The sequence below is a fragment of the Caballeronia sp. AZ7_KS35 genome (assembly GCF_023631045.1).
Taxonomy (GTDB): Bacteria; Pseudomonadota; Gammaproteobacteria; order Burkholderiales; family Burkholderiaceae; genus Caballeronia; species Caballeronia zhejiangensis.
Genome location: NZ_JALQDV010000048.1, coordinates 259,156 through 285,450, shown reverse-complemented (window position 1 = coordinate 285,450; position 26,295 = coordinate 259,156). Strand labels below are relative to the sequence as shown.

The 26,295-nt window shown below is 59.5% G+C and carries 19 protein-coding genes and 6 pseudogenes; 13 read left to right on the top strand and 12 right to left on the bottom strand.

From position 1 onward, the window contains the following. Window positions 1–79 precede the first annotated feature (79 nt). Complete coding sequence (gene dld / locus NCT05_RS30870; RefSeq protein WP_250503930.1) at window positions 80–1,816, top strand: D-lactate dehydrogenase; 1,737 nt, start codon at window positions 80–82, stop codon at window positions 1,814–1,816. 157 nt (window positions 1,817–1,973) lie between these two features. On the opposite strand, the pseudogene NCT05_RS30865 reads toward dld, so the two are convergent. Continuing rightward, window positions 1,974–2,066 (bottom strand): annotated as a pseudogene (locus NCT05_RS30865) (IS3 family transposase); the annotation flags it as partial. Window positions 2,067–2,258: 192 nt separating this feature from the next. Here NCT05_RS30865 and NCT05_RS30860 point away from each other — a divergent pair. Continuing rightward, window positions 2,259–3,305, top strand: coding sequence for a LacI family DNA-binding transcriptional regulator (locus NCT05_RS30860; RefSeq protein ID WP_250503929.1), 1,047 nt, complete (start codon window positions 2,259–2,261; stop codon window positions 3,303–3,305). Between the two features lie 140 nt (window positions 3,306–3,445). Here NCT05_RS30860 and NCT05_RS30855 read toward each other — a convergent pair. Further along, window positions 3,446–4,096: pseudogene (locus NCT05_RS30855) on the bottom strand (transposase); the annotation flags it as partial. A gap of 158 nt (window positions 4,097–4,254) precedes the next feature. Between NCT05_RS30855 and NCT05_RS30850 the strand changes: the two are divergent. Then, window positions 4,255–5,274 carry an IS110 family RNA-guided transposase gene (locus NCT05_RS30850; RefSeq protein ID WP_250437704.1) on the top strand — a complete coding sequence of 340 codons (1,020 nt, stop codon included), beginning with the start codon at window positions 4,255–4,257 and terminating at the stop codon, window positions 5,272–5,274. 308 nt (window positions 5,275–5,582) lie between these two features. On the opposite strand, the gene istB is transcribed toward NCT05_RS30850, so the two are convergent. Both istB and NCT05_RS30840 read right to left on the bottom strand, forming a co-directional pair. Beyond that, entirely contained in the window at window positions 5,583–6,404 is an 822-nt protein-coding gene (gene istB / locus NCT05_RS30845; protein ID WP_250437703.1) for an IS21-like element helper ATPase IstB, read from the bottom strand. After that, window positions 6,401–7,537: pseudogene (locus tag NCT05_RS30840) on the bottom strand (Mu transposase domain-containing protein); the annotation flags it as partial. The pseudogene NCT05_RS30840 and the gene istB, both read right to left, overlap by 4 nt. A gap of 266 nt (window positions 7,538–7,803) precedes the next feature. Here NCT05_RS30840 and NCT05_RS30835 point away from each other — a divergent pair. The 3 genes and pseudogenes from NCT05_RS30835 (at window position 7,804) to NCT05_RS30825 (ending at window position 10,100) form a co-directional block, all read left to right on the top strand. Beyond that, window positions 7,804–8,829, top strand: a complete 1,026-nt coding sequence (locus NCT05_RS30835; RefSeq protein ID WP_250503928.1) for a hypothetical protein — start codon at window positions 7,804–7,806, stop codon at window positions 8,827–8,829. Window positions 8,830–9,049: 220 nt separating this feature from the next. After that, a pseudogene (locus NCT05_RS30830) lies at window positions 9,050–9,313 on the top strand (transposase); the annotation flags it as partial. Then, on the top strand, window positions 9,303–10,100 hold the full coding sequence (locus NCT05_RS30825) for a reverse transcriptase domain-containing protein (protein WP_250437701.1): 798 nt from the start codon (window positions 9,303–9,305) through the stop codon (window positions 10,098–10,100). The pseudogene NCT05_RS30830 and the gene NCT05_RS30825, both read left to right, overlap by 11 nt. Window positions 10,101–10,113: 13 nt before the next feature. Here NCT05_RS30825 and NCT05_RS30820 read toward each other — a convergent pair. Then, window positions 10,114–10,404: pseudogene (locus tag NCT05_RS30820) on the bottom strand (helix-turn-helix domain-containing protein); the annotation flags it as partial. Between the two features lie 70 nt (window positions 10,405–10,474). Here NCT05_RS30820 and NCT05_RS30815 point away from each other — a divergent pair. From NCT05_RS30815 to NCT05_RS30800, 5 genes and pseudogenes are all read left to right on the top strand, one after another. Beyond that, window positions 10,475–10,630 (top strand): annotated as a pseudogene (locus NCT05_RS30815) (IS3 family transposase); the annotation flags it as partial. 734 nt (window positions 10,631–11,364) lie between these two features. Next, the gene (locus NCT05_RS30810) at window positions 11,365–13,110 is read left to right on the top strand and encodes an alpha/beta hydrolase family protein (protein WP_250503927.1); all 1,746 of its coding nucleotides are present in this window, start codon (window positions 11,365–11,367) and stop codon (window positions 13,108–13,110) included. Next, window positions 13,107–13,748 carry an aminoglycoside phosphotransferase/kinase family protein gene (locus tag NCT05_RS30805; protein WP_250503926.1) on the top strand — a complete coding sequence of 214 codons (642 nt, stop codon included), beginning with the start codon at window positions 13,107–13,109 and terminating at the stop codon, window positions 13,746–13,748. Before NCT05_RS30810 ends, NCT05_RS30805 begins: the two co-directional genes overlap by 4 nt. After that, on the top strand, window positions 13,660–14,064 hold the full coding sequence (locus NCT05_RS37060; RefSeq protein WP_350030096.1) for a phosphotransferase family protein: 405 nt from the start codon (window positions 13,660–13,662) through the stop codon (window positions 14,062–14,064). Before NCT05_RS30805 ends, NCT05_RS37060 begins: the two co-directional genes overlap by 89 nt. Before the next feature lie 365 nt (window positions 14,065–14,429). Beyond that, window positions 14,430–14,705 (top strand): hypothetical protein, encoded by a 276-nt coding sequence (locus NCT05_RS30800; protein ID WP_250456979.1) that lies wholly within the window; start codon window positions 14,430–14,432, stop codon window positions 14,703–14,705. A gap of 615 nt (window positions 14,706–15,320) precedes the next feature. Here NCT05_RS30800 and NCT05_RS30795 read toward each other — a convergent pair. The 7 genes from NCT05_RS30795 to NCT05_RS30765 all read right to left on the bottom strand — a co-directional run bounded on the left by NCT05_RS30795 (window position 15,321) and on the right by NCT05_RS30765 (window position 24,427). Next, window positions 15,321–16,442 (bottom strand): lactonase family protein, encoded by a 1,122-nt coding sequence (locus NCT05_RS30795; RefSeq protein WP_250437698.1) that lies wholly within the window; start codon window positions 16,440–16,442, stop codon window positions 15,321–15,323. A gap of 135 nt (window positions 16,443–16,577) precedes the next feature. Continuing rightward, entirely contained in the window at window positions 16,578–17,513 is a 936-nt protein-coding gene (locus NCT05_RS30790) for a helix-turn-helix domain-containing protein (protein WP_250437697.1), read from the bottom strand. A gap of 216 nt (window positions 17,514–17,729) precedes the next feature. Beyond that, window positions 17,730–18,755 (bottom strand): porin, encoded by a 1,026-nt coding sequence (locus NCT05_RS30785; RefSeq protein ID WP_250503925.1) that lies wholly within the window; start codon window positions 18,753–18,755, stop codon window positions 17,730–17,732. A 91-nt stretch (window positions 18,756–18,846) separates the two neighbouring features. Continuing rightward, on the bottom strand, window positions 18,847–19,821 hold the full coding sequence (locus tag NCT05_RS30780) for a hypothetical protein (protein ID WP_250437695.1): 975 nt from the start codon (window positions 19,819–19,821) through the stop codon (window positions 18,847–18,849). Between the two features lie 288 nt (window positions 19,822–20,109). Further along, entirely contained in the window at window positions 20,110–22,014 is a 1,905-nt protein-coding gene (locus NCT05_RS30775) for a TolB-like translocation protein (protein ID WP_250437694.1), read from the bottom strand. Between the two features lie 105 nt (window positions 22,015–22,119). Then, a complete protein-coding gene (locus NCT05_RS30770) occupies window positions 22,120–23,106 on the bottom strand; it encodes a DODA-type extradiol aromatic ring-opening family dioxygenase (RefSeq protein WP_250437693.1) in 987 nt (328 codons plus the stop codon). A 49-nt stretch (window positions 23,107–23,155) separates the two neighbouring features. Beyond that, on the bottom strand, window positions 23,156–24,427 hold the full coding sequence (locus NCT05_RS30765) for an MFS transporter (RefSeq protein WP_250437692.1): 1,272 nt from the start codon (window positions 24,425–24,427) through the stop codon (window positions 23,156–23,158). Between the two features lie 441 nt (window positions 24,428–24,868). Here NCT05_RS30765 and NCT05_RS30760 point away from each other — a divergent pair, with 441 nt between their 5' ends. Both NCT05_RS30760 and NCT05_RS30755 read left to right on the top strand, forming a co-directional pair. Continuing rightward, the gene (locus NCT05_RS30760; RefSeq protein ID WP_250503924.1) at window positions 24,869–25,894 is read left to right on the top strand and encodes a porin; all 1,026 of its coding nucleotides are present in this window, start codon (window positions 24,869–24,871) and stop codon (window positions 25,892–25,894) included. A 131-nt stretch (window positions 25,895–26,025) separates the two neighbouring features. Beyond that, on the top strand, window positions 26,026–26,292 hold the full coding sequence (locus NCT05_RS30755) for a DUF4148 domain-containing protein (RefSeq protein WP_250437690.1): 267 nt from the start codon (window positions 26,026–26,028) through the stop codon (window positions 26,290–26,292). Window positions 26,293–26,295: the final 3 nt, after the last annotated feature.

The following is a 26,295-nucleotide window of genomic DNA, read 5'->3' as shown; positions in this document are numbered from 1 at the left end:
TGCTCCGTCTTGACCATCGGTTCATTCACGGCCTTGGCGTGAAGGCGCAGCAGACCGTCACAAGATCGAATCTTCCACTATGCAAGCACTCATCCAGTCGCTCGGCGACATCGTTGGCAGCAAGTTCGTCTTCACGGGCGCTACGGAAACGCGACGGTTTCGTCAGGGTTATCGCTATGGCGGCGGTCAGATCGTCGCCGCCGTTCAGCCCGGAACGCTCCTCGAGTTCTGGCGTGCGCTGCAGGCCTGCCATCGCGCGGGCGTCATTGTCATCTGCCAGGCCGCCAATACCGGGCTGACGGGCGGATCGACACCGGCTGACGAAGGCTACGATCGTCCGGTTATCGTCATCAACGCTATGCGTCTACGGCGGCTCCACCTGATTCGCAACGGCGAGCAGGTGATCTGTCAGCCGGGCGTGACGCTAGATCAGCTGGAAAAGCAACTGCAACCGCTCAAGCGCGAACCGCACTCGGTCATCGGCTCCAGTTGTATCGGCGCTTCGGTGACTGGCGGCGTCTGCAACAACTCGGGCGGCTCGCTGATCCGCCGGGGCCCCGCGTTCACCCAGTTGTCGATCCACGCGCGAATCACGGCCGACGGCGAACTCCAACTCGTCAATCATCTGGGCATCGATCTCGGTGAGTCCGCCGAAGCCATCCTCGGCCGGCTCGACGCGGACGACTTGCCCGACGATATTCCGGCGGCCACCGGGCTACTGGCGTCAGACCGCGAGTACAGCACGCATGTCCGTGACATCACCGCGTCCACGCCCGCGCGTTTTAATGCCGATCCGCGCCGGCTCTACGAAGCGTCGGGTTCGGCCGGACACCTTGCCGTCTTTGCGCTGCGGCTCGATACCTTTCCGGCGGACGAACATACGCAGGTGTTCTATCTCGGCAGCAATGATCCGGCCGAATTGGAAACGATACGCCGTGACATTCTGGGCGGCTTCGCCAGCCTGCCGATCGCGGGCGAGTACATGCACCGCGGCGCGTTCGATATCAGCCGCCGCTACGGCAAGGATATGTTCCTGTACATACAGGCCTTCGGCACCGACAAGGTGCCGCGCGCGTTTGCGGCGAAGAGCCGATTCGACGGCATCACCGAAAAGGCGGGCCTGGGCAATGCCGTCAGCGATCGGCTATTGCAGGGATTGAGCCGGCTACTGCCCGAGCATCTGCCTCGCCGGCTGATCGATTATCGCGACCGATTCGAACACCATCTGTTGTTGAAGATGGGCAACGAAGGCGTGCACGAGGCGCGCGCCTACCTGAAATCCCGATTCCCAACGAAACAGGGCGACTTCTTCGAGTGCACGGAAGAAGAAGGCAAGGCAGCGTTTCTCAATCGCTTTGCCGTCGGTGGCGCAATGGTTCGATATCGGGCCGTTCATCCGAGGACGGTAGAAGATATCGTCGCCCTCGACATCGCGCTGCCGCGCAACGCGACCGACTGGTTCGAACGGCTTCCGTCGCACATCACGAAAGACATCGAGCTCGCAATGTATTGCGGCCATTTCTTCTGCCACGTGCTGCATCAGGAATATCTCGTCAAGAAAGGCGTCGACTGCGACCGCATCAAGGATGACATTCTTGCGCTGCTCGATGCGCGCGGCGCCGAGTATCCCGCCGAGCACAATGTCGGCCATCTTTACAAGGCGAGTGAGGCCCTCAGTGCGTTTTACGAAGAACTCGATCCGACCAACGCGTTCAATCCGGGCATCGGAAAGACTTCGCGGCTCTTCAATTGGGGGAAGTCCGCGTATAGCTGCGCGTGCAAGCCCGAGCCTGCTGCTGCGGATGAGGAGCAGTGAGCCCCGACATTCTTGTAGCTGGCGTACTCAGCGAGGAACCGGTTGATTGCGAGCGGCTCGGCATGAGGCACGTTTCGGAACGCGAGCCGGACGTCGCCCCGCGTGTGCGGAAGGTGGCGCGCTTCATTTGGGGGTGCGGCTAAATTCTTGGACTGATTTATGCCGCAATTCCAAGACTCTGCCGGTACTCGAGCGGGCTCAGGGAGCCTAGGGAGACCTTGATCCGCTTTGCGTTGTACCAGCGAATATTTGAGCGCGCTCGAGCGCGAACAATTGCTGTCAGCAACTCGCAGCCAGACGGTGCGCGCAGCTGACGCCTAATGATTGCGCAACCATTGTCGTTTACCCTTGCGGCATGGGCCTGCTTGCGTTTCCGCATGGGTTCGATGCGGTTCGTGGTCTAATGCTGTTGCGCACTAATCGTTAGATCCAGTACTCTGAAATGGCCAAGAAAAGCGATAACCGGCAAACGACCGAAGCGGGCGTGCTCCAGAGCGTGACGCTTATCGATGTGGCAAGGGTGGCGGGCGTTGCGCCGATGACAGTCTCCCGTGCCCTTCATCGGCCGGAACTCGTTCGTAGCGACACCCAGAAGAAAGTGCGTGAAGCGGTCCAGGCCACCGGGTACGTGCCCAACATGCTTGCGGGCGGACTGGCCAGCAGCAAAAGCCGGCTGGTCGCCATCCTGTTGCCGACCATCGCAAGTTCTATCTTTGCGGAGACCGTGCAGTCGCTCGTCGACAAATTGACCGCGTCGGGTTATCAGACGCTTTTGGGTCTCACCGCTTACTCGACAGCTCGCGAAGAAGCCTTAGTCGAAGCGATTCTCGGCAGGCGGCCTGATGGGATCGTGCTCGCCGGTACAAGCCATACCAAGGCGACAGTCGAGCGGCTCGCCAAAGCCAAGATTCCGGTCGTCGAAATCTGGGATCTCACCAACAAACCGATCGACACCGTCATTGGCTTCTCGCACGAAGAAGTAGGCAAGCAAGTCGCGCGGCACCTTCTCGCGAAAGGTTACAAGCGCTTCGGCGTCGTTTCCATCGATGATCCGCGAGGTTTGCGCCGCTGCAGGAGCCTGATCGCCGAACTCGCGAAACACGGCATTGGCAAAGCTACGTTCGCGATCCTCCCTGCACCGGCCACCGTGCAAGCGGGGCGCGAAGGCGCGGCCCGTCTGTTCGATGAGACGCCGCCGGAAATCGTCGTATGCAGTTCCGATACGCTCGCGCAGGGGGTGCTTGCCGAAGCAGCCAGTCGGAAAATGAGCGTACCTGAGCAGATTGCTGTGATGGGCTTCGGGGATCTAAGCTCTGCCGCGCACATCTATCCTTCTCTTTCGACAGTGCGAGTCGAAGGCGCCGTCATCGGCGTGAAAGCGGCCGAATCATTACTGTCGCGCTTTGCGCAAAGCTCGGCAGCCGGGCATCAGCCTGTGCACGTCAAGATCGATACTGGCTTCACCATAATCGACCGTCAAAGCACCTAGCAGGCCGTTGAAATACCCCTTAATGAACGCGCACTCGATTATTCGGAAGAGCTTGCGCGATGCAGTGTTCCAGATGAATTGACGCCGACTTTTCCTTGATTCAGGTGCTGCCGATGCCGCTTTCCTTCTCGCTTACTCTTTCAAGCTGTCCTGGCAGCAAGCGTTCGCATGCGAGTGAGGTTGTACGCCGCCTGAGTGAGCACGAAGAGCTGGTCGACTCGCTTCAGACCTCGATACATCGCCTGCCGAATCCTGCCAACGGTCTTGCCCCATCCGAACACCTGCTCGATGCGTTTGCGTTTGCACTGACTGATTGCATAGCCGGGCCATCGTGTGGTTCGAGCGTCAATCGCGGAACCGCCCGCGCGTGCATCGTTTTGCGCCATGTGCGGTGTCACCTTGTTCTCGCGGCACGTCGCCACGAATCCGGCCGTATCGTAGTTCTTGTCGGCACCGACTGTTATGGTCTTACCGGCAAATCGCGCAGCATCCGCAAGCATCTGCGCGGCCGCGTCGCGTTCGGCCGTACCGTTGGCCTGCGTGACCTGTGCGTTCACCACGAGACCATGCCGGTTATCGGTCAGCACGTGACCCATGTAGCAAAGCACCGCGCCCGTGCCACGACTCTTGCGAAACAGTCGCGCCTGAGTGTCCGTGCTGGATTCATGCGTGTCGTTGCTGCGTTTCTCGCCGCGCCAGTTCTCTTGCGAGCCGCCTCCGCCCTCAGACGGCGAATCGTCATCCGACTTTGTCTTGGGCACGAAACTCTTGTGTCCCGCCCACGGCTGGACAGCGTCAAGCAGCACGGCCGGTTTACCGACAAATGGAATGAACGCCCCCACCTACCAGATGGGTGACGCCGAGAAGGTGGACCCTCACGGGCCGACGGCATCAAAGTGCCCAAATGGAAGATCATTGAGGTCTTCACAGGCTAACCGGAGGGTCCGAAATGAAGTATACGACGGTCGGGGTGGACATCGCGAAGAACGTCTTCCAGCTTCACTGGGTGGATGCCGGCACGGGCGAGATTGTGAACAAGCAACTGAAGCGCGCCGCATTCCTCGAGCATTTTGCGAATCGCGAGCCTTGCCTCATCGGAATGGAGGCTTGCGGCGGTGCCCAGCATTGGGCACGGCGATTGATGGAGATGGGCGATCAGGTCAAGCTGATGCCGGCGAAGTTCGTCAAGGCTTTCAACATCGGCAACAAGAACGATCCTGCCGATGCTCGTGCTATCTGGATGGCCACGCAGATGCCGAGCAAGCCCGTCGCTGTGAAGACCGAAGCCCAGCAGGCCGTTTTGGCGCTGCATCGGTTGCGGCAACAGAAGATCAAGTTCCGCACGATGCAGATGAACAGTCTGCGGGGCTTGCTGACAGAATACGGCGAGGTGATGGCCAAGAGTCGCGCCGCGCTGGATAAAGCGATTCCCGGGGTGCTGGCGAAGCTCGCCGAGCGTCTGCCGGCGATGCTGATCGACTCGTTACGCGACCTTTGGAATGACCTTGATCGACTCGACAAACAGGTCGCTGACATTGAACGACGTTTGCAGAGTTGGATGAAGGAGGACAAGGCATGCAAGGCAATCGCCGCGATCCCCGGCGTTGGCCTGCTGACGGCGACGGCCACTGTTGCGACGATGGGTGACGCGAAGGCGTTCAGGTCCGGACGGGAGTTTGCCGCGTGGCTCGGTCTCGTGCCAAAGCAGATCGGCACAGGCGGGAAGATCCAGCTATTGGGCATCAGCCGGCGCGGGGACACGTATGTGCGGACGTTACTGATCCACGGAGCGCGCAGCGTGCTCTTCCATGGCAAGCACACCGGATCGTGGGCTGAGCAGTTGCAGAAACGGCGACCATCCAACGTGGTGACCGTAGCACTTGCCAACAAGATTGCCCGAACAATCTGGGCAGTTCTCGCACATGGCACGCCGTACAACCAGGGGCATGTCAGTGCACGACCGGCTTGATCAGTAGAACCGTATGGAAGATTGAAGCTTGCAGGATGACGTCGAAAGGTTGCGTTGGCAATCGAGCGTGATGACAAGACAGGTCGGACCTGAACTCGCTAAGCCTGAAAGATAGTTTGAGCGCGTAGCTCGTGCGACAAATGAGGAGCGAGTCAGCGGATTTCATCGGGGCCCGCAGCGTATGAGGCTGCATGAGGCCGCATATAAAGCTGCAACCTATCCTGTCGATGCAACACGCAAGAAGACCTGGCGCATTGGGGGCGTTCATATAACCATCTTGGCCGGTCGACCGGGATGATTGTCGGTCGTTATCCGGTCATGGTTGTCGCTCCTTGTTGATGTTTGTCGCTGGATGATTGTCGGCGCCGGTTGTTCTGTTTGTCGCTGGCTGCGCGACGACGGTAGCTTTCGACGTTCATCTCGAAGATCGTCGAATGGTGAACGAGTCGGTCGATCGCAGCGACAGTCATGCCGGGATCCGGAAACACGTTATTCCATCCCGAGAAGGGCTGGTTGGCCGTGATCAGAAGGCTGCGGCGCTCGTATCTTTCGGCGATCAGCTCGAACAGGACGCTTGTTTCGGCCTGGTCCTTACGGGCGTACGACAGGTCGTCGAGGATGATCAGGTCGAAGCGGTCGAGCTTGGCAAGAGCTGAAGGCAACTGCAGGCTCTGGCGCGCAGCCTGCAGCTTCTGTACGAGTTCGCTCGTACGCGTGAACAGCACCCGGTAGCCGGCGTCAATCAACGCGTGTCCGATGGCCGAACCTAGATGACTCTTGCCGGCCCCAGGCGGACCAAACAGGAGCGCCGTGGCACCTTTCTCAAGCCACGAATCGCCGGTCGCGAGCGCCATGACGTGTGCCTTTGAAACCATCGGCACCATGCTGAAGTCGAAGGTCGCAAGCGTCTTGGTCGGGTCCAGATGCGACTCGGCACGATGTCGTTCAATGCGCCGTTTGGCCCGCTCGGCCAGTTCGTGTTCGAGCAATGCGCCGATCAAGCGTGTGGCCTGCCAGCCTTCCTTGTCGGAGCGCTCCGCAAACTCGGGCAAAAGGCGGGCGATGGTCGGCAGGCGCAGTTCATTGAGCATCAAGGCAAGACGGCCGGCATCGTAAGCATGCGTGCTCATGCGACCTCCTTGTCGAGCAGGTCGTCATAGCTGCTTGCGGGTGGCATCTCGACATTGACATTTGGGCAATCGGCGTGACGCGGCGCGAACTCCTCGCGTAGAGCCTTCAGATCAGGCAGCTTGCCGTCAACCAGCAACGCGTTGAGGCGCGCGGCCAGCACGGCCTCGACGCGAACGAGCGCGGCGAGTTCAAGCAATCCAACGATGACTTTGCACGCCTCGCGTTGCGTCAGTCTCGCCTCCAGCTGTTCCCAGGTCCGGCGATAGGCCTCGCGCGGAAACAGCTCGTCTCGAAACGCAAGCCCCTTGAATGCCTGCGGCTTGCGTTTGAGGCTCTCAATGAAGTGTCGGTAATCAAGTGCGCGGCGGTTGTCGCCGGCACGCGAACCTCGCGAGGTGCTATGCACCAGCGCGCCTGACAGATAGCAGTCGAGCCGGTCACCATACACGCGCACCTTCAGACGATGACCGATCAGGCGCGACGGCGCGCTGTACAGAATGCCGCGTATGGTGAAGGTGCTGCAGCGTGTAACGCGCGCTTCTTCCTCGACGAAGTCGGTCGTGCGCCTTAACGGGAGATCCATGAGCTGTTCGCGCTCAAGGCGGAACGCCGCTGCGTTACGCCGGTTGCGACGCATGACGACCTCGCGCAGAAACTCATCATAGGCCGCACGATCAACGAAGTCCCGATGGCCGCGCAACATCAAGGCCTGGTCGACAGCTTCCTTTAAATAGCGATGCGATGACTCCACGCTACCGTCCTCGTGGCCCAGGCCGCGATTGTTGCGCGTCCCGTTCATGCCGTAGTGCTCGAGCAGCGCCGCATAGCGCACTGTGAAGTCGTCTTTATCCGCGAGGTTTCTGAACGCCGCCGACAGACTGTCGGTGCGATGCTCGCGCGGACATCCCCCGGCCTGCCATAGTGCATTTTGCAATCCCATGGACAGTGCTTCGAAGCTCTCGCCGCCTTCAACGACATTAGCGTATTCCCAGCGCGAGAACGCGAGCACGAAGTGGTACAGCCGGTGTTCGAATGGCACGCCAGCGATCGTCACTCCCAGTTCGGCCATGTCGGTGAAGTCGGACAGGCCGCGTGCGCCAGGCTCATGCAACTGCGGGAAGAAGAATGCTCGTCCCGCGCTCGTTTCCAGCTGCTGACGGGTTACGCTAACGGAAAAGAATGCAGGCGGCTGTTGCGCGACAGCGACGTTTGTGCGGCGATGTTTTTAGGCCGGATTCGGAGCGGGTTATTTAGGATATAACGGACGAAAGCGCGATGTTTTAAGCTTTTAGTCGGCGTCGCTTCGTGCGGGAAGCAACACAAGCGGCGGAGTGCCATCGCTTACGCTACTCCAGGTCTGCATGTACACCGCAAGTCTCTGGGCTGGAGTGGGCAAAAATGAACATAAAGCTCGCATGCACGGCCTCACTTCTCGCACTGCAGACGGGCTGCGCTCAGATGCCCAAAGCGACGGTGACGTACTACCTTCCCAAGTCCAACACCGCTATTACCGCGTCTCAGACTATCCTCTGCAGCAAGACAAAGGACGTGCAGGTCACGACACTTCTAACCGTCAAAACAGACTATTCTGCGCATTTCACTGCCCCGCGACCTCTTGATTTGACGATGCTTAGCGGTACTTTTTCCGACACGGATGTGACGGTCACGCTGACGGATGATGCGAGGCTCAAAACGATAAACGCGAAACAAACGGGCGAGGGGTCCGAAATCATCAAGCAAGCCGTGACATTGGGCGGTTCTGTCGTCGGGCTTCGCGCTAGACAAAAAGCTAGTTGGTGTTCCTTTAAGGAATCAGCAAAACCGGTGAAGATTACGTATACCAGGCAGAATCTGAAGTTCAATGAGCTCGTGCACTCCCGTTCGGAGGAATCAAGCGTGATGGAGCCGGACGCCGGCAGCTTCGGCACTAATGCGCTTATTCAAAGCTCATCACTCGGCAAGTACATTGCCCCTACACTCGTCATTCATGCTGCTGAGGTGGTTCAGCCAGTCACCGACCGGGCGCAGTCCGGCGGGGAAATTCGGTTGCCTCGTATGGTCCACGTTCTAATCGAACTGCGATGGGGGCCGTTCGAGAACAAGCAAACGGTTGGCTTGCGGGATGTCATTCTTCCAAGCGAAAACCATTCGGATCGCGATTACGCACTGCATATCCCGAAGTCTCCCGCATTTGGCACGCAGCAGTTTGTTCTGATGCTGGCCGACTCTGGCGCTATTTCTACCATCCAGTACGTGAAAAATTCGGGCACCACTGCCGCGCTTACCGGTGTAACCGACGTACTGACTCCGTTTAGGCGGTCCACCACGGCCGAGCAGGCCGACGCAGTGAAGGCTCAGGCCGACTTGAGTGCGCAACAAACTCGGCTCGCCGCGTGTGAAGCAGACCCGGCAACGTGTAAGTGAGAATGGTCACTCCGCAGCGCACAACGAATGCGTTGACATTACATACGTGTCTGGAGCGAGTCATTGAAAAAATGCGTCGGACGCGTTCAATGAGTTTGCACACTCAATGCATAGGCGCGTTTCCAAACGCCCACTTCTCGATTAGCTGGAAACGAGTCCAAGCGAGGGAGTGAACCGCACCGGATTTTGTGGAGGCTCCCACTCTTGAGACAATGGAGCCATGAACAAGAAGGCAACCAAGTTTTCCCCAGAGGTTCGCGAGCGTGCAGTACGTTTAGTGCGCGAGCAGCGTAGCGAACATCCGTCGATGTGGGCAGCGGTCGAGTGGATTGCGCCGATGATCGGGTGTACGCCGCAGACGCTGCACGAATGGATCAAGCGCGATCAGGTTGACCAAGGCGAGCGCGATGGCGTGACGACTGACGAACGCGAACGGCTGAAGGCCCTGGAGCGCGAGGTCAAGGAAGCTTCAGTTGCAGGACAGTGGTGAACAAAGCGTCGCCGGACGCTGGGTCATCGAGGGCGACCTCGCCAGCTACTTCGACACCGTTCATCATCGTCTTCTTCTGAAGGGAATCCGCAGGCGAATTGCCGACCAGCGTTTCCTTGCTCTGCTCTGGAAGTTCATCAAGGCGGATTGCGTTGATCGTGATCTGTTTCGTGCCGCGAGTGAAGGTGTTTCCCAGGGCGGTGTCATCTCGCCCCTGTTATCCAACATCATGCTGCACGAATTCGATGCGTGGATGGAAAGGAACTATCTGAGCAAGAAGGTGCGGAAAGATCGAAGGGCGTGGAACTTCGCGATTCTCAAGCAGCGTCCGATTACTGTTCGAGAAAACCGGCAGTGGAAACCGGCTATCGCCTACTGTCGGTATGCAGATGACTTTGTGATCGTGGTCAAGGGAACACGCGAACATGCCGAGGCAGTGCGCGAAGCATGCCATGGGTTCCTCGAAGGCGAACTGAGGCTCACGGTGAATATGGAGAAGACCCATATCGCACACGTGAACGACGGCTTCGTCTTCCTCGGTCACCGCATCATCCGCAAGCGTGGACCACGCGGCCGCATGCGGCCGGTGACGACCATCCCGTGGGAGAAGTACCGGGGTTTCGCCGAGCGGTTAGTCAAGCAACTGTCGGGCAACTATGGCATGAACCGGATGGACCTGATGGAAAGCCTGAACCGGCAAATCGCTGGCTGGGCCGCCTTCTATCAATACACCGATTACACGGCCACCATGTTCAGAAAACTTGACCGGACCGTTCGCTGATGCGCGATCATGTACGGCGGGCGATCTCGCGCACCCCGAACCCCTGGACAGAGAGCAATGCTATCTCTTCTCGCTCAGCGAACGACAAGTATCGACCAGCAATAGGTTTCGACATGAATAGTGGCATGCCGCCACGATAGCGGAACCAGCGCGAGCCCACCGCTTGTGATGCGCCTACCGCCTGCGCCGCCTTCTCGCTGGTAATGCCGGTGGCGATCTGTTGCCAAAACCGACGCTCAATCTCATGTCCAAGTGATGGGGCGCCTGGCGAGTACATCGCTGCTCGACCCGTCAACCGATACACCTGCTTTGCACTTCGCACCACGCAACACCTCCTCGATTAAAGGTGTTGCGACGACCGGTTGAATCCGCCGACACGCGAATCTGTCGAACTCGCAACCCTGGAATGGGTCGCCTGGGACAACAACTGTCGGCTGATGGAACCACTCGGCTATATCCCTCCCGCTGAGGCTGAGGCACACTACTACAGGCAACTCCGAAGTGCCGCTGATATGCCCGCATTAACTTAACCCAACCGGCCTCCACGATTCCCGGTGCGGTTCACTTCGCTTTCTGGTTGGATCTCGCAAGTCGGACGGGTACGCCGATGCAAATTCATTTGCGGTGACGTTCAAGTGCGTTTTGCGCATAACGTCCCTAGAGTACAAGTCGATGATGAGCTCCGAGCATCAACCCATCCGGCCGGGCGTCCTGCACCATTGACGCGCGAGACATCGGCTTCTTTTGGCTTGATGTAGTGGCCGCTCGGAGGACGTCATGAGCCATCCGAGCGGCTCCTCAATACAATGGTGCTACGACCGCAGCTGGCCGACAGTGACCCGAACAGGATTAGTGATAGTCACTGCTTCGCAGCGTCTATCCATCCCGAGCGAAGTCCGCGAACGTGTTCGTCTCGGACTTGATTGACAGATTGGGCATAGCCCAGTTCAGCCTCAACCTCGCCAATGCAACCCCAGCAGTCACCGCCACAGTTCATCGACATGGGGTCGTCGGCCTGATCGAGTTCTCGTCGACATATCTGGCATTTCTACGCTCGGCCTCCAGGGTGTAAATCTGCGAGATTGTCTGCGATTTACGCCGGCATGTCGAACGGCCGGTTGGGGCCGAAGGTGGCCCCGCCCAAGTAGGAATGCTTCGGCTCGACAGGCCATTTTGAAGACATGCACCGCGGATGGTCAGCGCCGCTTTAGGATGCCGCGACCAACAAAGGGTTTCGTGCAACTCCTGGCGAACGCATTATAGGATGTGTTCTTTCGTTCAACGCGAAGCGCGCCGTATGCTCACTTCAAATCCGTCGCCCCGATCACTGAGCCTCGACGATGTCCTAGCATTCGAAAGCTTAGACGGCTCCCATATTCCGATCCTCGACGTGAGTCCTGATCGGAAGCGCATTGCAGTTTCCGTGACGGCAGGGCTCGCGGGACTGCCGAGTTCCACGCGACCGTTTCTCTGGGGGGCCGACCATGGTCGGTTACATATCATCGATGTCGAGACCGGGAGCGCGCGCATCGTCAGCGGACCAGACGGCGCGGGCATCACATCGCCGTACTGGTCGCCGAGCGGGAAACTTATAGCCGCAATCGCCGCGCATCGCGACTGGGTTCGGCTGTGCATAGTTGACCTAGACAGCGTCAGCGTCGAGACCATCGCTGATCGCGACGTCGCCATGGAATTCGAGGGGCAACCGTCACTTCGATGGGTCGACGACGACACCCTCTCCGTTCTTGTCGTTCCCGCGGGTCGCCGTGCAGCCGGAATCGAGAGCGCAAGGTCGACAATCGAAGCCGCCCCAAAAGCCTGGGCCGCGATGCAGGTGGGCCAACACTCTACCGGTAACAGGCTGACGGTCAAACAAGGCGGAAGGAAGCGGCCGCCCCACGAACAGGTGACCGTCTCGCTCGTGGACCGAAGCATCTCAACCGTTACCGAGCCGAATACGGCGCATCCTGGCGTCGCCGCGCTTGCAAGCGACGAAACAACGTCGAGCCATCCGGACGTCATTGACACGGCCATGCGCCCTACCGACCGTCAACTTTGGCATGATAAAGCGACCGACGAGCGCATGGTGGTCGCGCGCGGCAACACCGGGGCCGAACTTTTATGGCTGCGCGGCCACGAGAGATGGCGAACTATCTTGCGAATCAACGGGCACCTAGCGGGTGTGCGCATCGGCAGAGCGTTCGAGGTCCAATACGAACTGCCGGGCGGCCGCGTAACGACCATGCGCTGTGTGTTGCCACCGGACTGGCGAGAGGGCGACCGCCGTCCGGCTGTCATGTTCGTCTATCCGACGCTCGACCGAGCGGCCAATCCGGATGCTCCGCTGCTCGTCGAAGGGCCGACTTTCATTTACAACGCTCATCTTTTTGCAGCGCAAGGCTATGTCGTGCTGGACCCCGATCTTCCTTTCGACGAGAACACCGATGGCGACTTGATCGACGCGGTCGCTACGGGCGCCGGACGCGCGCTGGACGCAGCGGAACGAGCAGGAATCATTGACCGGGATTGTGTGCATGTCTTCGGGCAAAGTGCCGGCGGCTGGGCCGTTATGGCGCTGCTAGCGAAGACGCGGCATTTTTGTTCCGGCATTTCGCTGGCCGGAGTCTCGGACCTGATCGCACTTCATGGCCAGCTTGATCCGCGCTGGCGCTATGAGTCGAGGCACCAGGCGGAATTCCATTTCGCCGACATGTGCGAAGACTTCTTTCATCTTTCCCGCCCGCCGTGGCAGGACCCCGCCTCCTACATGCGCAATAGCCCGATACTGTTCGCCGACAAAATCGAAGCCCCGCTCTTGCTGATGCATGGCGACCTCGACTACGTGTCGATCGCCCAATCCGAGGCGATGTTCGTCGCCTTGAGCCGGCAAGGCAAGCCCGTCGAGTTCGTCCGCTATTGGGGCGAAGATCATGTCTACGCGAGTCCCGCAAACATTCGTGACGCGTTCGGACGAATCGTCGCGTGGACTCAGCATCACAGCGCACGATGAGGCCGACTGACCGCGAGAAAGGCGAGGCAGTCGTCGCGGCCCACCTCCGCGATCTCTATCACCTTCGGGGCGAGGTCGAAACTGTCGTTGCCGGTGCCAACTGGACCATGCGGCTCAGTGCGGCGACGGGTCAAGCGATCGCGTATGTCCGTCTCTGCCGCCACGACCGATCGCTCGAGGACATCCACGCCGAGATGGCAGTGCTGAATGCCATCCAAGCGACGCCCGCGCTGGATGCAGGTCGACCGATTGCGAGTCGCCTTGGGTCGAACGTTTCAACGCTGACACTCCCGGACGGTTCCACGCGATTTGCTACTGTCTTCCAGCCCGTTGGCGGAAACGAACCTGCTGATCGCCCAAGCGATTACGCGCTTATCGGTGTCGCGCTCGCGGACCTGCATCGGCAGCCGGTCCTGAGCACCCTAGCGCCGTCGCGCTCACCCGGGCTAAGCACGGCAATAGGGTCCATCGAAAAAATCGCACTGCATTCTAAAGCCACAGCGGATCACCTCGCCGATGCAATCGCGTCGCTGAAACGCGAAGGCGCCGATGGCGCGCTCGGCACCGTGGTGCTTCTGCCATGGCGATGTGCGGCCGCAAAACATGCGCATCTTGGGCAATCAGGTCACCCTTTTTGACTTCGACGATTGTGGACGGGGTCCGCAAGTCATTGATATCGCGGCGATCGCACTTTGGCTAGAGGCTAGCATGCAGGCGGAGCCAGACCAGATGTGGCGCGCGTTTCTGGATGGCTATGGCGTGCGAATGACCGAGCAACTCGCGAAGTCAATACGCTGGTGTGTGCTGCAGCAGCAGATACGCATGACAAGGTGGCTCATAGAAGAGTGCGAGCTCGCCGATGAACTGTGGAGCGTCGTTTGGGAAAGAGCGCGAATCATCGCGAATAATGCCGTGAGTGGCAACTTGAGGGTGTTGCGGTCACCGACTGGATAGGGGAGCAATCGTTCTGTGACCATGCCTCGATTTCACGTCCTCCAGCGCGGAAGTTATCTGTCGCTTTACTCAGCTGTCGGTTCACTACGCGCTGGATCCTGCGAAATTCTCGGTTGAAGTAACAAAGCGGATTGATGATGTTCGTGCAGAGGCGGGCAATGACCCAAGAAAGGTAACTGATCGGATCTCCACCGACATTCTTAGGCGCCGAGCGGAAGTCGAACGGAATGCCCAGACGAGCAAAAATGCTTTGACGATCCGACAGTTGCAGGAGCTGTTCAGCTTATGTAATAACCCGACGATGGCGGAACTTCGAGAAGTGGGTTCAACAATCAACGCTTGCCTAAACAAAAACCTGTAAAGTCATGGTTTTTCAAAACGACCCTGTCAAATTCAAGAAGGTGGGACCAAACAAATGGCTCGCCAACGTCCGGCCGCAGGGCCTGTGTAATTCTGTTTATCTCTACACCATGGAGAACGACCCACAGCACACCAGCTTGTGGAAATTCTCGCAGGTTCGAACCTTTGCCGACAAGACGGGCGAATTCTGCAAAGGCATCGAAACGAACTACAAAATCGAATATGGCTGGCAAGGCGGAGATTTAGCAATGACATGCGATGTCATTTCATTCGGGTTTTAAAACCCCATGCTTTGACCGATTGTGGCGGAAACTCGTCTTTGATAAGTCCTTGTTTTTCCCAGCCACAGACCAGCGGCTGCTGGCAACGGCTGAGCTCGCTTCGGCAGGCGCCCGCGCGACAGTCAGTCTTGCGACGTTGCCTCTCACGCGGTCTGCTCAACAAGCACGAGTGCTGCATGCTCGATTCGCTCGGACATTCCTGCGCTATAGCGTCGCAACGCAACGCAATGAAATGATTCTGCGTGTGCGCGCGTCGTTTACTTCAAACCTGATGCAGGCGACAGAAGGCAGAACCCGACCCTCAACAGCCACTACGCCGGTGGGTCCATGACATCCGCCATGCGAACGGAATGAGACGTCGCTACGTCGCCGACCGTGCATTGCATTTCCAATAGACCACAGTCTAATTCACCCTCACCGCATTGTCATCGGCACAGCGCGGAGTAGCGTCAAAGTGACGACGCATCCGATCTGAGAAGCGGCGAGTCAGGCGTGAGGGTTGCTCTCACCGTTCATGACACTTTATTTCCCCGCGACGACGTAATCTTCGCGCCCACTGCCAAACTCTGCGAACCCGCTACGCTAATCGTGCCAACGGCACACTGCATACATCGATCATCCAACTACAAACGCAACAGTCACCGCACGCTCGACTTTTACCGAACGTCCCGCGCTCTTCAGCAACCCCGATTTCCGGTCGATGGCCAGCACATTCACCGTACCGCTTTCCTGATTCGCCACCACCAGCCACCGCCCTGTCGTATCGATGCCGAAACTCCACGGCTTCGAGCCATCCGACGCGACACGCTGAATCTCCGACAACGTTCCACTCACAGCATCAACACGATAGACGACGATCTGGTTCTCGCCGCGATTGGCCACATACACGAAATGCCCATCGCCGCTCACCGTGATTTCCGCGCCGCTCTTCACGCCCGCAAATCCCGCCGTGGAAATCGGCAATGATTGCGCGAGCGTTAAGCGCCCTTGCCGCGCATCCCATCGAAACACCATGACGTCGGCGGACAACTCCGTGACGAGATATGCGAAGCGCCCATCCACGCCGAACACGATATGACGCGGTCCGCTGCCGAACGGTGCAACGAAATCGTGCGGCGAGTTCGCGTCATTCGTTGAGAGCGTGTGCGTCGATCGATCGAAGCGATAGACGAACACGCGGTCCGCGCCGAGATCGGGCGCGAGCACGTAGCGTCCGGATGGATCGACGACCGCGTCGTGCGCGTGCGCGCTCATCTGCCGCTTGTTCGGGCCGGAGCCGCGTTCGGTGATCGTCGATGCGGGCGCTTGCGGCTCGCCCTCCCGAACCGCGAGGCTCGACACTGAACCGCTGTTGTAATTCGCCGCGAGAATCGTGTCCGACGATGCATCGAAGGTGAGATGCGTGGTACCGATGCCTTTTGTCGCGACCACGGCAAGCCGCCGAAGATCACCCGTCTCGCGGTTCACGCCGAAAGCGGTCACGCTGCCCGATTTTTTGCTTTGGTCGTCGACCGCATAGAGCACCGGCAGGCGCGGATGCGCCATCAGCCACGTAGCCCGGATGTCACCGACGGACGATGAAACGACCGCCAGCTCGCCGCTCGATGTATTGAGCCGCAAGGTTTCGATGCGATGATCCTGCGTGCCCACGTAGACCCATTCGTGCGGCGCGTCCTGCGCGGGCCCCGCGGCGCTGGCATACGGCGCCGCCGCGAGCAGCAGCACGAAAACCGACAAGGTGCTTCGAAAGAAATGAAACATGGTCGAATGGCGGATGACGTTATGACTAGCCTATTCGATCCCGCACCGCGCGTCCCGGCAAAATTCGACGATTCGCCTGGACTTTTTTCATCGTCACCCGGGCGCGCCGTGCTATTGCGACGATGCCTTCCGTTGCGGCTGCTGCTGCCGTGCCGCCGCGCGAAACTGACTCGGCGCCTGCCCCACTTCTCGACGGAAAAAGCGCGTGAAATACGCGGCGTCCGCGAAGCCGAGCCCGAAAGCGATCTGTTCCACCGACAGGTCGCCGAAGATGAGATTGCGCTTGGCCTCGGTGATGATGCGCGCATGGATCATCTTGGTCGGGCTCTGCTCCGCCGCCGACGCGCACGCCGCGCGCAACTGCACCAGCGAGATGGCCATCCTCGATGCGTAGTCCTGCAAAGGCAGGTTCTCGCGAAAATGCTCGTCGATCAGCTTGCGAAAGCGTTCAACCACGCGGATATCGTGACGCGAACCGGATTCGTTGCCTGTCTCGTCGAGGCTCGCTTCGCGCAGCAACCTGAGAAGCAGCAGGGTCAGCAGCGCTTCGGTTCCCGTTACGTGGCCCACGGCATCCGAATCGACTTCCTGCGCGAGACTTCGAATGAGGTTATAGACATCGATGCCGGCCGCGTCGGAATCGGTCAGCGAAATCACGCGCGGCGATGCCCACAGCGCGATGAATTCGTGCAACCGCGCATTGACCTGCGCGAGATAGGACACTTCGATGGTCACGACCCAGCGGTCGGCGTCGTACTCGTAGTCCAGGCCGTGAACGCATTCGGTCGGCAGCAGCAGCGCGCACGGTCCTTCGAACGGCACGCTGCGGCCTTCGAGGTTCATCACGCCGCGCCCGTTGCGCACGAAAATGAGCTGGCCATATTCCGGATGCGCGTGCGGCTCGGTACGCCAGCGCCCGCGCTCGGTGACATGGCCGACATGCACGAACCACTGATTTTCCTCGGGTTCATCGACATAGAGCCGAACCTTCGGAACCGTCGTGAGCTGGGATCGGGGCGGATTTTTCCCCGAGGCACCGCGTGTCATTGCCTCTCCTTGACTGGCCGTGACGACCGGCCCTGACGACCGCCGTCTGCTTTCCAACCATGTGCAGCAGCTTGGGGCGCTGCATCTTGCGATGTCCCGAGGTAACGCGGGACTTAACGACCAGGAGATCATAACCCGCTGAAGGGTCGCGAAAACGATAGAAATTTTTCCATATAATTCCGCGCGACGCGCCTGCAATTTACCCCGACACATCGATCAGAACCGATGCACCATGCCGACGATCACACCGCGCGAATCGGTGCCCGGTGCGACCGCGAGACCGGTATATCCCGTGCCATTGAGCGTGAATCTGGCCTGATTGCGGTTCTGAATGAATCCCGCCGAACCGTAGAGCGTGGTTCGCTTGGAGAGCGAATACGAATAGGTGACGCCGATCTGCTGTGCATTGTTGCCCTGCCCCAGCCGGTCGTGCGCGTAACCGTACATGAGCGAGAGCTGGTCTGCCGGTGTGAAAGAATAAGCGCCGGACACTTCATAGACGTCGCGCTTGACGCTGTCGTCGGTCTGCCGTTCCGTGTGATACGCCAGATAAAAGCGCGCCGCGCCGATAGTGACCGATCCGCCCGCGTTGAATACCTTCAGGATCGATGTGCCCGTCGCGTTGGCAGCCTGCTCATAGCCGGCGGCAAGTCCAAACGGCCCGTTCACGTAGCGCACGGCCGCGTTATAGAACTGAATGCCGTTGACCGGTTGAGTCGTCGAGTCGCGCATCGCGACCATGAACTGCGCGGTCACGCCGTAGAGCGTCGGCGTGAAATAAGAGATCGCGTTGTTTTCGCGAATCGTCAGGCTGTTGAAGCTGTTCATCGGCGAGCCGATGCTCATCACGGCCACCGGATCCAGTTCCGGGTTGATGAACATGTATTGCGGCGTGTTCTGCAAGCCGATGCGCGCTTCGCCGAATGCGCCCGACATACCGACCCACGCCTGCCGGTTAAAAGCCGCCGCGGCGTTGGCGGCTGCGCCCGTCACGCCGGAAAAACCCTGTTCGAGCTGGAAATTGATCGCCAGCCCGCCACCGATTTCCTCACTGCCCTTCAGTCCATAACGACTCGCGAACAATCCGCCCGACACGGCGCGCGCGACCGAACCGCCGGTTGTATTCCGATATTCGATGCCGTTATCGATGATCCCGTAAAGCGTGACCGCCGATTGCGCATGCGCCAGATTGAGCATGCAGGCGCACGCCACGCCCGTCAGCGCGGATAGCTTCTTCTTCACCTTGTCTCCTGACTTTTTTTTCAATCAGCGCGAAGCCGCTCGACGGATTGCGCGACTGTGTCACCGAGCCCGCGTTGTTCGAGCACTCGGCCTAGAAGTGAATTTCCGCCATCACCATGGGCACGGAGGTGACGGTGCCTGGCGCCGCGCTCGATGGCGTGCCGTACATGTGATGCCAGTACTCGTACCCGACGCCGGCATAGACCGTGCGCGGATGTCCCGCGAACGAACCGAGATCGGCTAGCAAGGAAAGACGCGTGAGGAATTCCGTTTGTGTTTCGACGCCGAAGCCGTCCTTGCCCTTCGGGCCCGTCACGCTCGCGAACCCACGCAAAACGAACGGCACCGGACCCGCGCGGAACGGAAAGAGCCATGAACTCTCGATGTGCCACGCCGTATGAAAGCGCACGTCCTGACCGGTAATGCCGTTGTGATTGCTCTCGGTGCGCAAGCCCGCCGTGATATTCCAGAAGCCGTGCGGCACGGTGAATTCGATGGTCGGTCCGAGGACAATCATGCGCGCCCGCTCGCCATAAGCATCGTTCTTGGTGCCGAACTCATAGCCCGCCGTCAGGCCATAGTCACGAATGAAGCCGAAGCCCACCGAGCGGCCGAGTATCTTGCCCGCGCTCAGTTCCACGCGGCCCACGCTATAGACTTCCTGCGCGCCGCCCGACGAAGGACCGCCCGCCTCCGGATTCGCCGAATTCGACACGAGGTAATCCACATTGAACGCGTAACTGCCGTAGCGAAAACCGCCCGTCGTCGTGAGGGAGCCGATGTTCTGCGCCACCTCCTTCGCAATGCCCGGGTAATGAAAGTCGCTGCCGTATCGATAACCGATGTAAGTGTCGTTCCACGTGACGGGCGGCTCGCCCAGTTCTTCGCCTGACTTCAGGCTCGGCGCGGACAACGGCGCGGTCGGGTTCACCTGTGTCTGTTTTGCCTGAGGCGGCTCGAAGCCGTTCGGCGCGGTGTAGACTTCGGCGTTGGCATATTCGCTCACGCAACACAGCAACGCTGCGCCAATCAGCGGCCTCTTCAGGGCTGTCGAAAGTTTCTTCATGTCTCCATCCACTTTTTTATCCACCCGGTTAGATTCGCGTGACGTCTGAAGCGTCAAAGTGAATCCGACGTGTGCTTGTTTGCTGCGGGTCTCGATGCGTCGTTTTCCTGGTTCTTTAGTAGGACGCCAGGTCATGGTATTGAAATCAGGCGCCAGAGCCTTTACACAAAAGTGAGATTCGCTGGCATTTTTGTTAGCCGCGCGCGTGAATTTCCCTAAGGCGATGCCCAAGAAAAAAAGCGTCGTGCACAGCCACGACGCCTTCCTTTAACCACGCGAATTCGTGCTTCAGTGATTCGGCACGTACAGCGGCATCGCTTCTTCCCAGAGCGTGTCGGTAATGGCGTGCGGGTTGCTGCCGTCCGCGTCCATCACCCAGTTTTGCCCGTCGGGCTGAAAGCTGTTGTCGTACAGCGCGAGCTCGTCGCGAAAGCCATAGGTACCCGAGCTATAAGCGATGCGCCCGTCGTAGGTCCACACGGCGTGACCCTGATTCGAGCCGTCCGATGTAAGGCGCTCGAGATGCGTGCCATCAGGATGGATCGTGAACACGTCGTAGTTGAACTTGTTCGGATCGTCCGCGTTCACCTGCTTGCGCGTGAAGACGATTCTCGTGCCGTCCGGCGACCATCCCGGCAAATTGTCCTGACCACTGGTCAGCACCGTAGTCGTGTGCGTGTCCAGATCGAGAATGCGCAGGCCTTGCAGCGTCGTGTTAGACACGCGATAAACGATCTTCTTTCCATCTGGCGAATAGCTCGGAAAGCCAGCATTCATCGCGCCGTCCGAGAGAATCTCCGGATGTCCGTTCATGCTGCCATCGACCTTGATACGCGCAATGCGCCCCGGCCCCGCGCCGCGTGTGAAAAACCAGTCGCCGATGCCGAATGCAACCCACTGTCGATCCGGCGACCAGGTCGGCTGGAACGCGCCGGCCAGTCCCTTCTTGATCATGTCGGGATCGAGACCGCTCGTCTGCGAATCATAGATGCGGCGATAACCGGTGAAGTCCGTATTGATGACCGCAATCGATGAACCGATCGCCTTCTCCGTGTACACGAGCTGCTTGCGATCCAGCGAGAGTTGCGGAAACACGTCGATATATTTGTAGTTCCACGCGCGATCGAAGCTGAACATCGGCGTGCCGTTCGGATGCGCGGGGCGGAATGTCACCTTCTCGTAGACCATCTTCCTGCCGTCAGCCGAATATTGCGGCGAGCGAATGCCCGAGTTGGACGTCGAGCGGAACGCGCCCGCCGTTGTGTAGATGCCTTCGGTGTCGCCGCCCTTGACGTGATACGCGATATTTGTGGCATCGAGATAATGCGGAAACACCTTGAAACCGGGCGTCGAGGTCAGCGAGGTTCTGGAAAGATCACTCAGCGCGACCGATACGATCTGCGAACTGACCGCGTTGATGCCTTCCGGCCGGTGCGCGCCCCACGTCGATTCGACCGGCGTCTCATAGAACACGACACGCGTGCCGTCCGGTGACCAAGACGGCGAACCGTCGTCGAAGCCGGAATGACTCGCGATCTTCTTCCATCCCGAACCATCGGGCCGAATGACGTAGATGCTGCTCTCCTGCGTGCGCTCCCAACCGACCGGCAGATTATGGCCGCGCCATTCCGAGCCGATATCCGACGACAGCGCCAGCCACTTGCCATCCGGCGACCACGAAGGCCGGAAGTAGCTGTGCGGCTTCGACGCATCGAAAGCAATGGCGCCCGTGACGTTCGTGAGCGCGCCGGTCGCGATGTTCAGCGTCCACACGTTCGTCGTGCCGAAGCCCGCCTCGCCCTTGCGTGACGAGACGAACGCGATCACATCGGGGGCGGTGGGAGAGAACTGCGCGGCATCGTCCACGGCGACGTGATCCGTGAGCCGCTGCAAACCCGTTCCGTCGATTTTCACGCGATACAGATTCGATTCGCCCAGTCCGTCGCGCTCGGACGTGAACACGATCCACTGCCCGTCCTTCGAGAACGACGCGTGGTAATCGAACCCCGGCGTTGGCAAGAGCTTGTGCTCGTCGGTCCCGTCCGCATTGGCGATGTACAACTCGGACGTGACGGGTCCCACGCGGTTCAGCAGCATGGTGCCGCTCGCACCGTTCATATCGTCCGATGCCGCGTTCGCGACACCCTGACTCGCTACGCATGCGCCGACGACGAGTCCCGCCACGCGCTTCATGAAACACATCCTCGAATACAAAGCATGTCTCCAGTCGTTATAAGCAGGCCAGGGTCGGCATGCCGCTTTGCGTCCCTGGCGTGATGTCGTGTCGACGAAGACCGCTCACTCGGCGGCCTTCCAGTACATGAAGCCCATGCCTTCGCCGGTGCCGGCGGGCGTGCGCCAGCACGGCACATAGTCCACCAGGGTCATTTGCGCCCGGGTTTCCTGCACGGCCTTCATCACGCTCACATAGAGCTTGATTTCCGATGTGCCGGACTGATACGAGCGGTCGTCCACCGCGGCCAGGCCGTCATAGTCGTAATCGGCCAGCATCTTCATGATGCGATGATCGAACTCCTCGTCATTCACGAAGTGCGACAGCCCGCCGGACGCGAAGATGCCCACGCGCACGTCTTCGGGCCACGCGGTGACGGCGTCGCGCAGGATGCGGCCGAACTCGATACAGCGCGACATCGACGGCTGCGTCGGCGGATAGAAGCAGTTCATGATGACCGGCACATGCGGCGGCGGCGCATCGCCCATGATCTGGTGATAGACGAAGCTGTACGCATGCGGCACCACGGGATACTCGGGCAGCGGCTTCATCCACACGTTGTCGGGCCACGCAAAGAGATCGGTCAGGTCGAAGTTCTCGCGCTGAAAATATTCGATGAGGTAAGTCGCCAGCTCCGGATGGCAGTCGTGCACCACATGACGATCCGGCGCATACACGGCGCGCTGCGGCGGACCGTTGTGCACTTGCGCGCCGCTGTAGATGGCGATCGACGGCGATAAGTGGGTGAAGATCTCTTTCTGATCCTTGCCCAGAATAATGGCCACGTCGATTTCCGCCTCTCGGTAAGCGGCGGCCATCTTGTCGAGCGCTGCGCGGCAGCGTTGAGCGCGCGCCGTGCGTTCCTCGATAGTCAGGAACTTCTCGAACGCTGCCTCGCGATGCGCTTCAAGTTCGGGATAGGTCCAGGTCCGGTTGCGAAACCACAGTTCCTTGTTGTTGCGGTCGCGCTCGCCGTTGATGAGCCAGTCCTCCGGAGCCTGACCCAGCATGCCGCTGTGCGGCACCGCCATTCCGAATACGATCTTCGCCATGTTTGGTGTTTCTCTTTTGAATGTGATGAGTGCAACGATGTCCAGGCATTCAGGCGCGTCGCAGCGTGCCTTGCTGTTCGGTGACTTTCGGCGCCCATTCAGGGCGATAGAGCACGATGGTGGCCATCGCACCCACCACCAGAAAGCCGAGAATGACCATCATCGGCAGGTCGTAACTTCCGCTCACGTGCAGCAGCCAGCCGGACAGACTCGCGGCCACGCCGCCCGCGAGACTCGTCGCGACCTGCTGCACTCCGGTCACGAGCCCGATGGCCTGCTTCGGAATCAGCGTGAGACGCGACAGCACGAGATTGTTCGCGGTGACGAGACCAAGCAGCGAGAGCGACAGCACGTTCCAGAACAACGCCATCTCGAGCGAGTTCGCATAAACGCCGAGCAGCACCGTGCAGCCGCCCGCGAAGCCCGTCACGGTGAAGGCCTTGCGCACGAGGATCGGATCGCGGCCGCTTGCGATCACACGATCCGCCGCCCACCCTGCTAGAGCCGCGACGATCGCGATGCCCGCAAAGCTGAAGAACGTGAAGAGTCCCGAGCGCGAGATCGACAGGTTCCGCTGTTCGACCAGATACGCGGGCATCCATGTCATGCAGTAGAACGTGAAATAGCCGTAGCAGAAGTTGGTGATCATGCCGCCCCACACGACCGGACTCGTCATGATGTTGCCGAGGCTCACCGAGCGCGCGCGCTGATCCGAGATCGCGATCTGCTCCTTCGAAGGAAAGTCGCTGCGCACCATCGTGAGCCAGGGCACGAGCCAGAACAGCCCGACCAGGCCGGTGACGACGAACATCGTCTGCCATGAGTAATGCACGATGAACCACGCGCCTACGGGTGCGCCTAGCGCGGGGCCGAACTTGTTGCCCATCGCGAGAATGCCGACGGCGAGACCGTTCTGGCTTTCGTCGAAGTTGTTTCGAATCCAGCGGTAACTGGCTGGAATCACGATCGCTTCCGCCATGCCGATAATGAGCCGCATGACGACGAGACTCGCAAGCGCGGTCACCGCCCCCATAAAGGCCGTCGCGATACACCACAACGCGAAACTGATCGCATAGGGCCACTTCACGCCGTAGCGGTCCGCGACCCAGCCCATCGGTATCTGAAACACGCCGTAGGACCAGAAGAACGCCGCGTTGATCCAGCCGCGATCCACGTCGTTCAGCGCGAAATGCCGAATGAAATCCGCATCCGCCAGCGTGGCCGAAATGCTCGTACGATCGACGAAGGAAATCAGTACGCCGAGCGCGAGCAGCGCAAGCACTGCCCAGCGCCGCGTCACTCCGGGTTTGCTTGTCTCCATATGCCCTTTCTCTTATGTTCGATTGAATCTTCCGGATGGAAGCAAGAATAGGCCAAGGCGTCGCCCGAGTCCCTACACAAAACTGAGTTTCGATGGCACTTTTCTTCAGGGCCGGTGCGAGAAGACGCGATCCCTTAACAAACAGGCCATAAACGGACTTAAATCCCGGCGAACCTTACTTTTGTACAGGGACGCATCGTTCGCAATCCTCTATTCTGCATTCGATTCCTGCCGCGAGAGCCGATACCGCCTCGCGCCGTCGACCGTCTATAAAGGCTCGCGTCCTTTAGCGTGAGCTCGCCTCGCCTGGCGCGCAACGCACGCACATCGCCTCGATCGGCCGCTAAGCCATAACACGCGCGGCTTCTCGTCGCGCCTGGTGCGAACGTTCGCGTCGCGGTCACCGCGCATCGACATTCAATAATTAAAACCGGAGACACCATGAAAAAGCGGATTCTTTTGCCCCTGGCGCTTTGCGTTTCAAGCGCATTCGATAATGCTCAAGCGCAATCGTCCTTGACGCTTTATGGCATCGTCGATAACGGCATCGAATTTCAGAACGGCGGTCAGGGATCGGTCGGCCGTGCGGTATCGAGCGGACTCTTCGCCACCGTCTATGGCTTGAGAGGCAGCGAAGACATCGGCGGCGGATATCGTGTCAATTTCCAGCTCGAACAGGGCTTCTCCGGCGTGACGGGCGCAGCGACCGATCCGACCGCCGCATGGAACCGCCTTGCGTGGGTCGGCATGAGCGGACCGTTCGGCGAGTTGCGCATCGGCCGTCAGAAGAAGCCCGAATATCTTTTTCTGAACGGCGAAATCGATCCGACTGCCGTGAAAAGTATTGCATCGCCGATCAACAACTTTCAGGATGTGACCGTGCGCGCAAGCAACGCGATCGCCTATTTTGCGCCCACGATTTACGGCTTGAGCGCGCAAGCCATGATCTCCTTGCGCGACCAGACGATGAAGCCAAGCAATGGCCTGCACTTCTATAACGTGGTCGCGCGCTATGTGAACGGTCCGGTTCGCCTGTCCGCGGGATATGAATCGCAAGGCAATCCCACCGGCAGTTCGGTGCAGAAGGTATGGCGCGCGGCGGCGGGATATCGCGCGGGAAATCTGCGCATGTATCTCGCGTATCAGTCGGAACGGCAGACGGACAATAGCGAAGAACGCGACATTTACGAAGCCTCCATGTCTTATCTGCTCGATCCATTCAATCTGCTTTCGGTCATGTACGGCTATGCCCATGATCGCGCCGGACAGGGAAAAGACGCACAGCAGATCGGTCTCACCTACGAGTACTTCCTTTCGAAAGCGACGAGTCTCTACGCGGCCGCCGGTTTGATCGATAACCACGGTCAAGCAAATTACACGCTCGACGGCACGCAATACAGCGGCATCCCGACCGCGCCCGGTGCGTATGCGCGAGGCATCGTGTTGGGGATGACGCACAAGTTTTAGTGAATGGTTCGGGCTTGACCAAATGCTCAAGCCTCAGGCCTTTTAATTCAATAGACTCAGTATTTACCCTTAGTGTGTAATTCGTCTCATCGCTGCTGCAACACGCGGCAGACACATGTCAAAGGGTAAATATGAACGCCTCGATCGCCACCATCATCGCCGCCGTTTTCCTGCTTCCCGCACTGGCGTCCGCTCAATCGAGCGACCCAGTCACACGCGAGCACGTCCGCGCGGAACTCGCGCGGCTTGAAAGGGCTGGCTACAATCCACTGAGTAACTGCACGGGCGACTGTCCCGGCAGCCTGCGACGCGCCGAAGCCGTCATCATGCGCGAGCAGGCCGCGGCCAGCACGGCTTATGGTTCCGGGTCGAGCGGGACGGCGCAATCGGGAAGATGAACC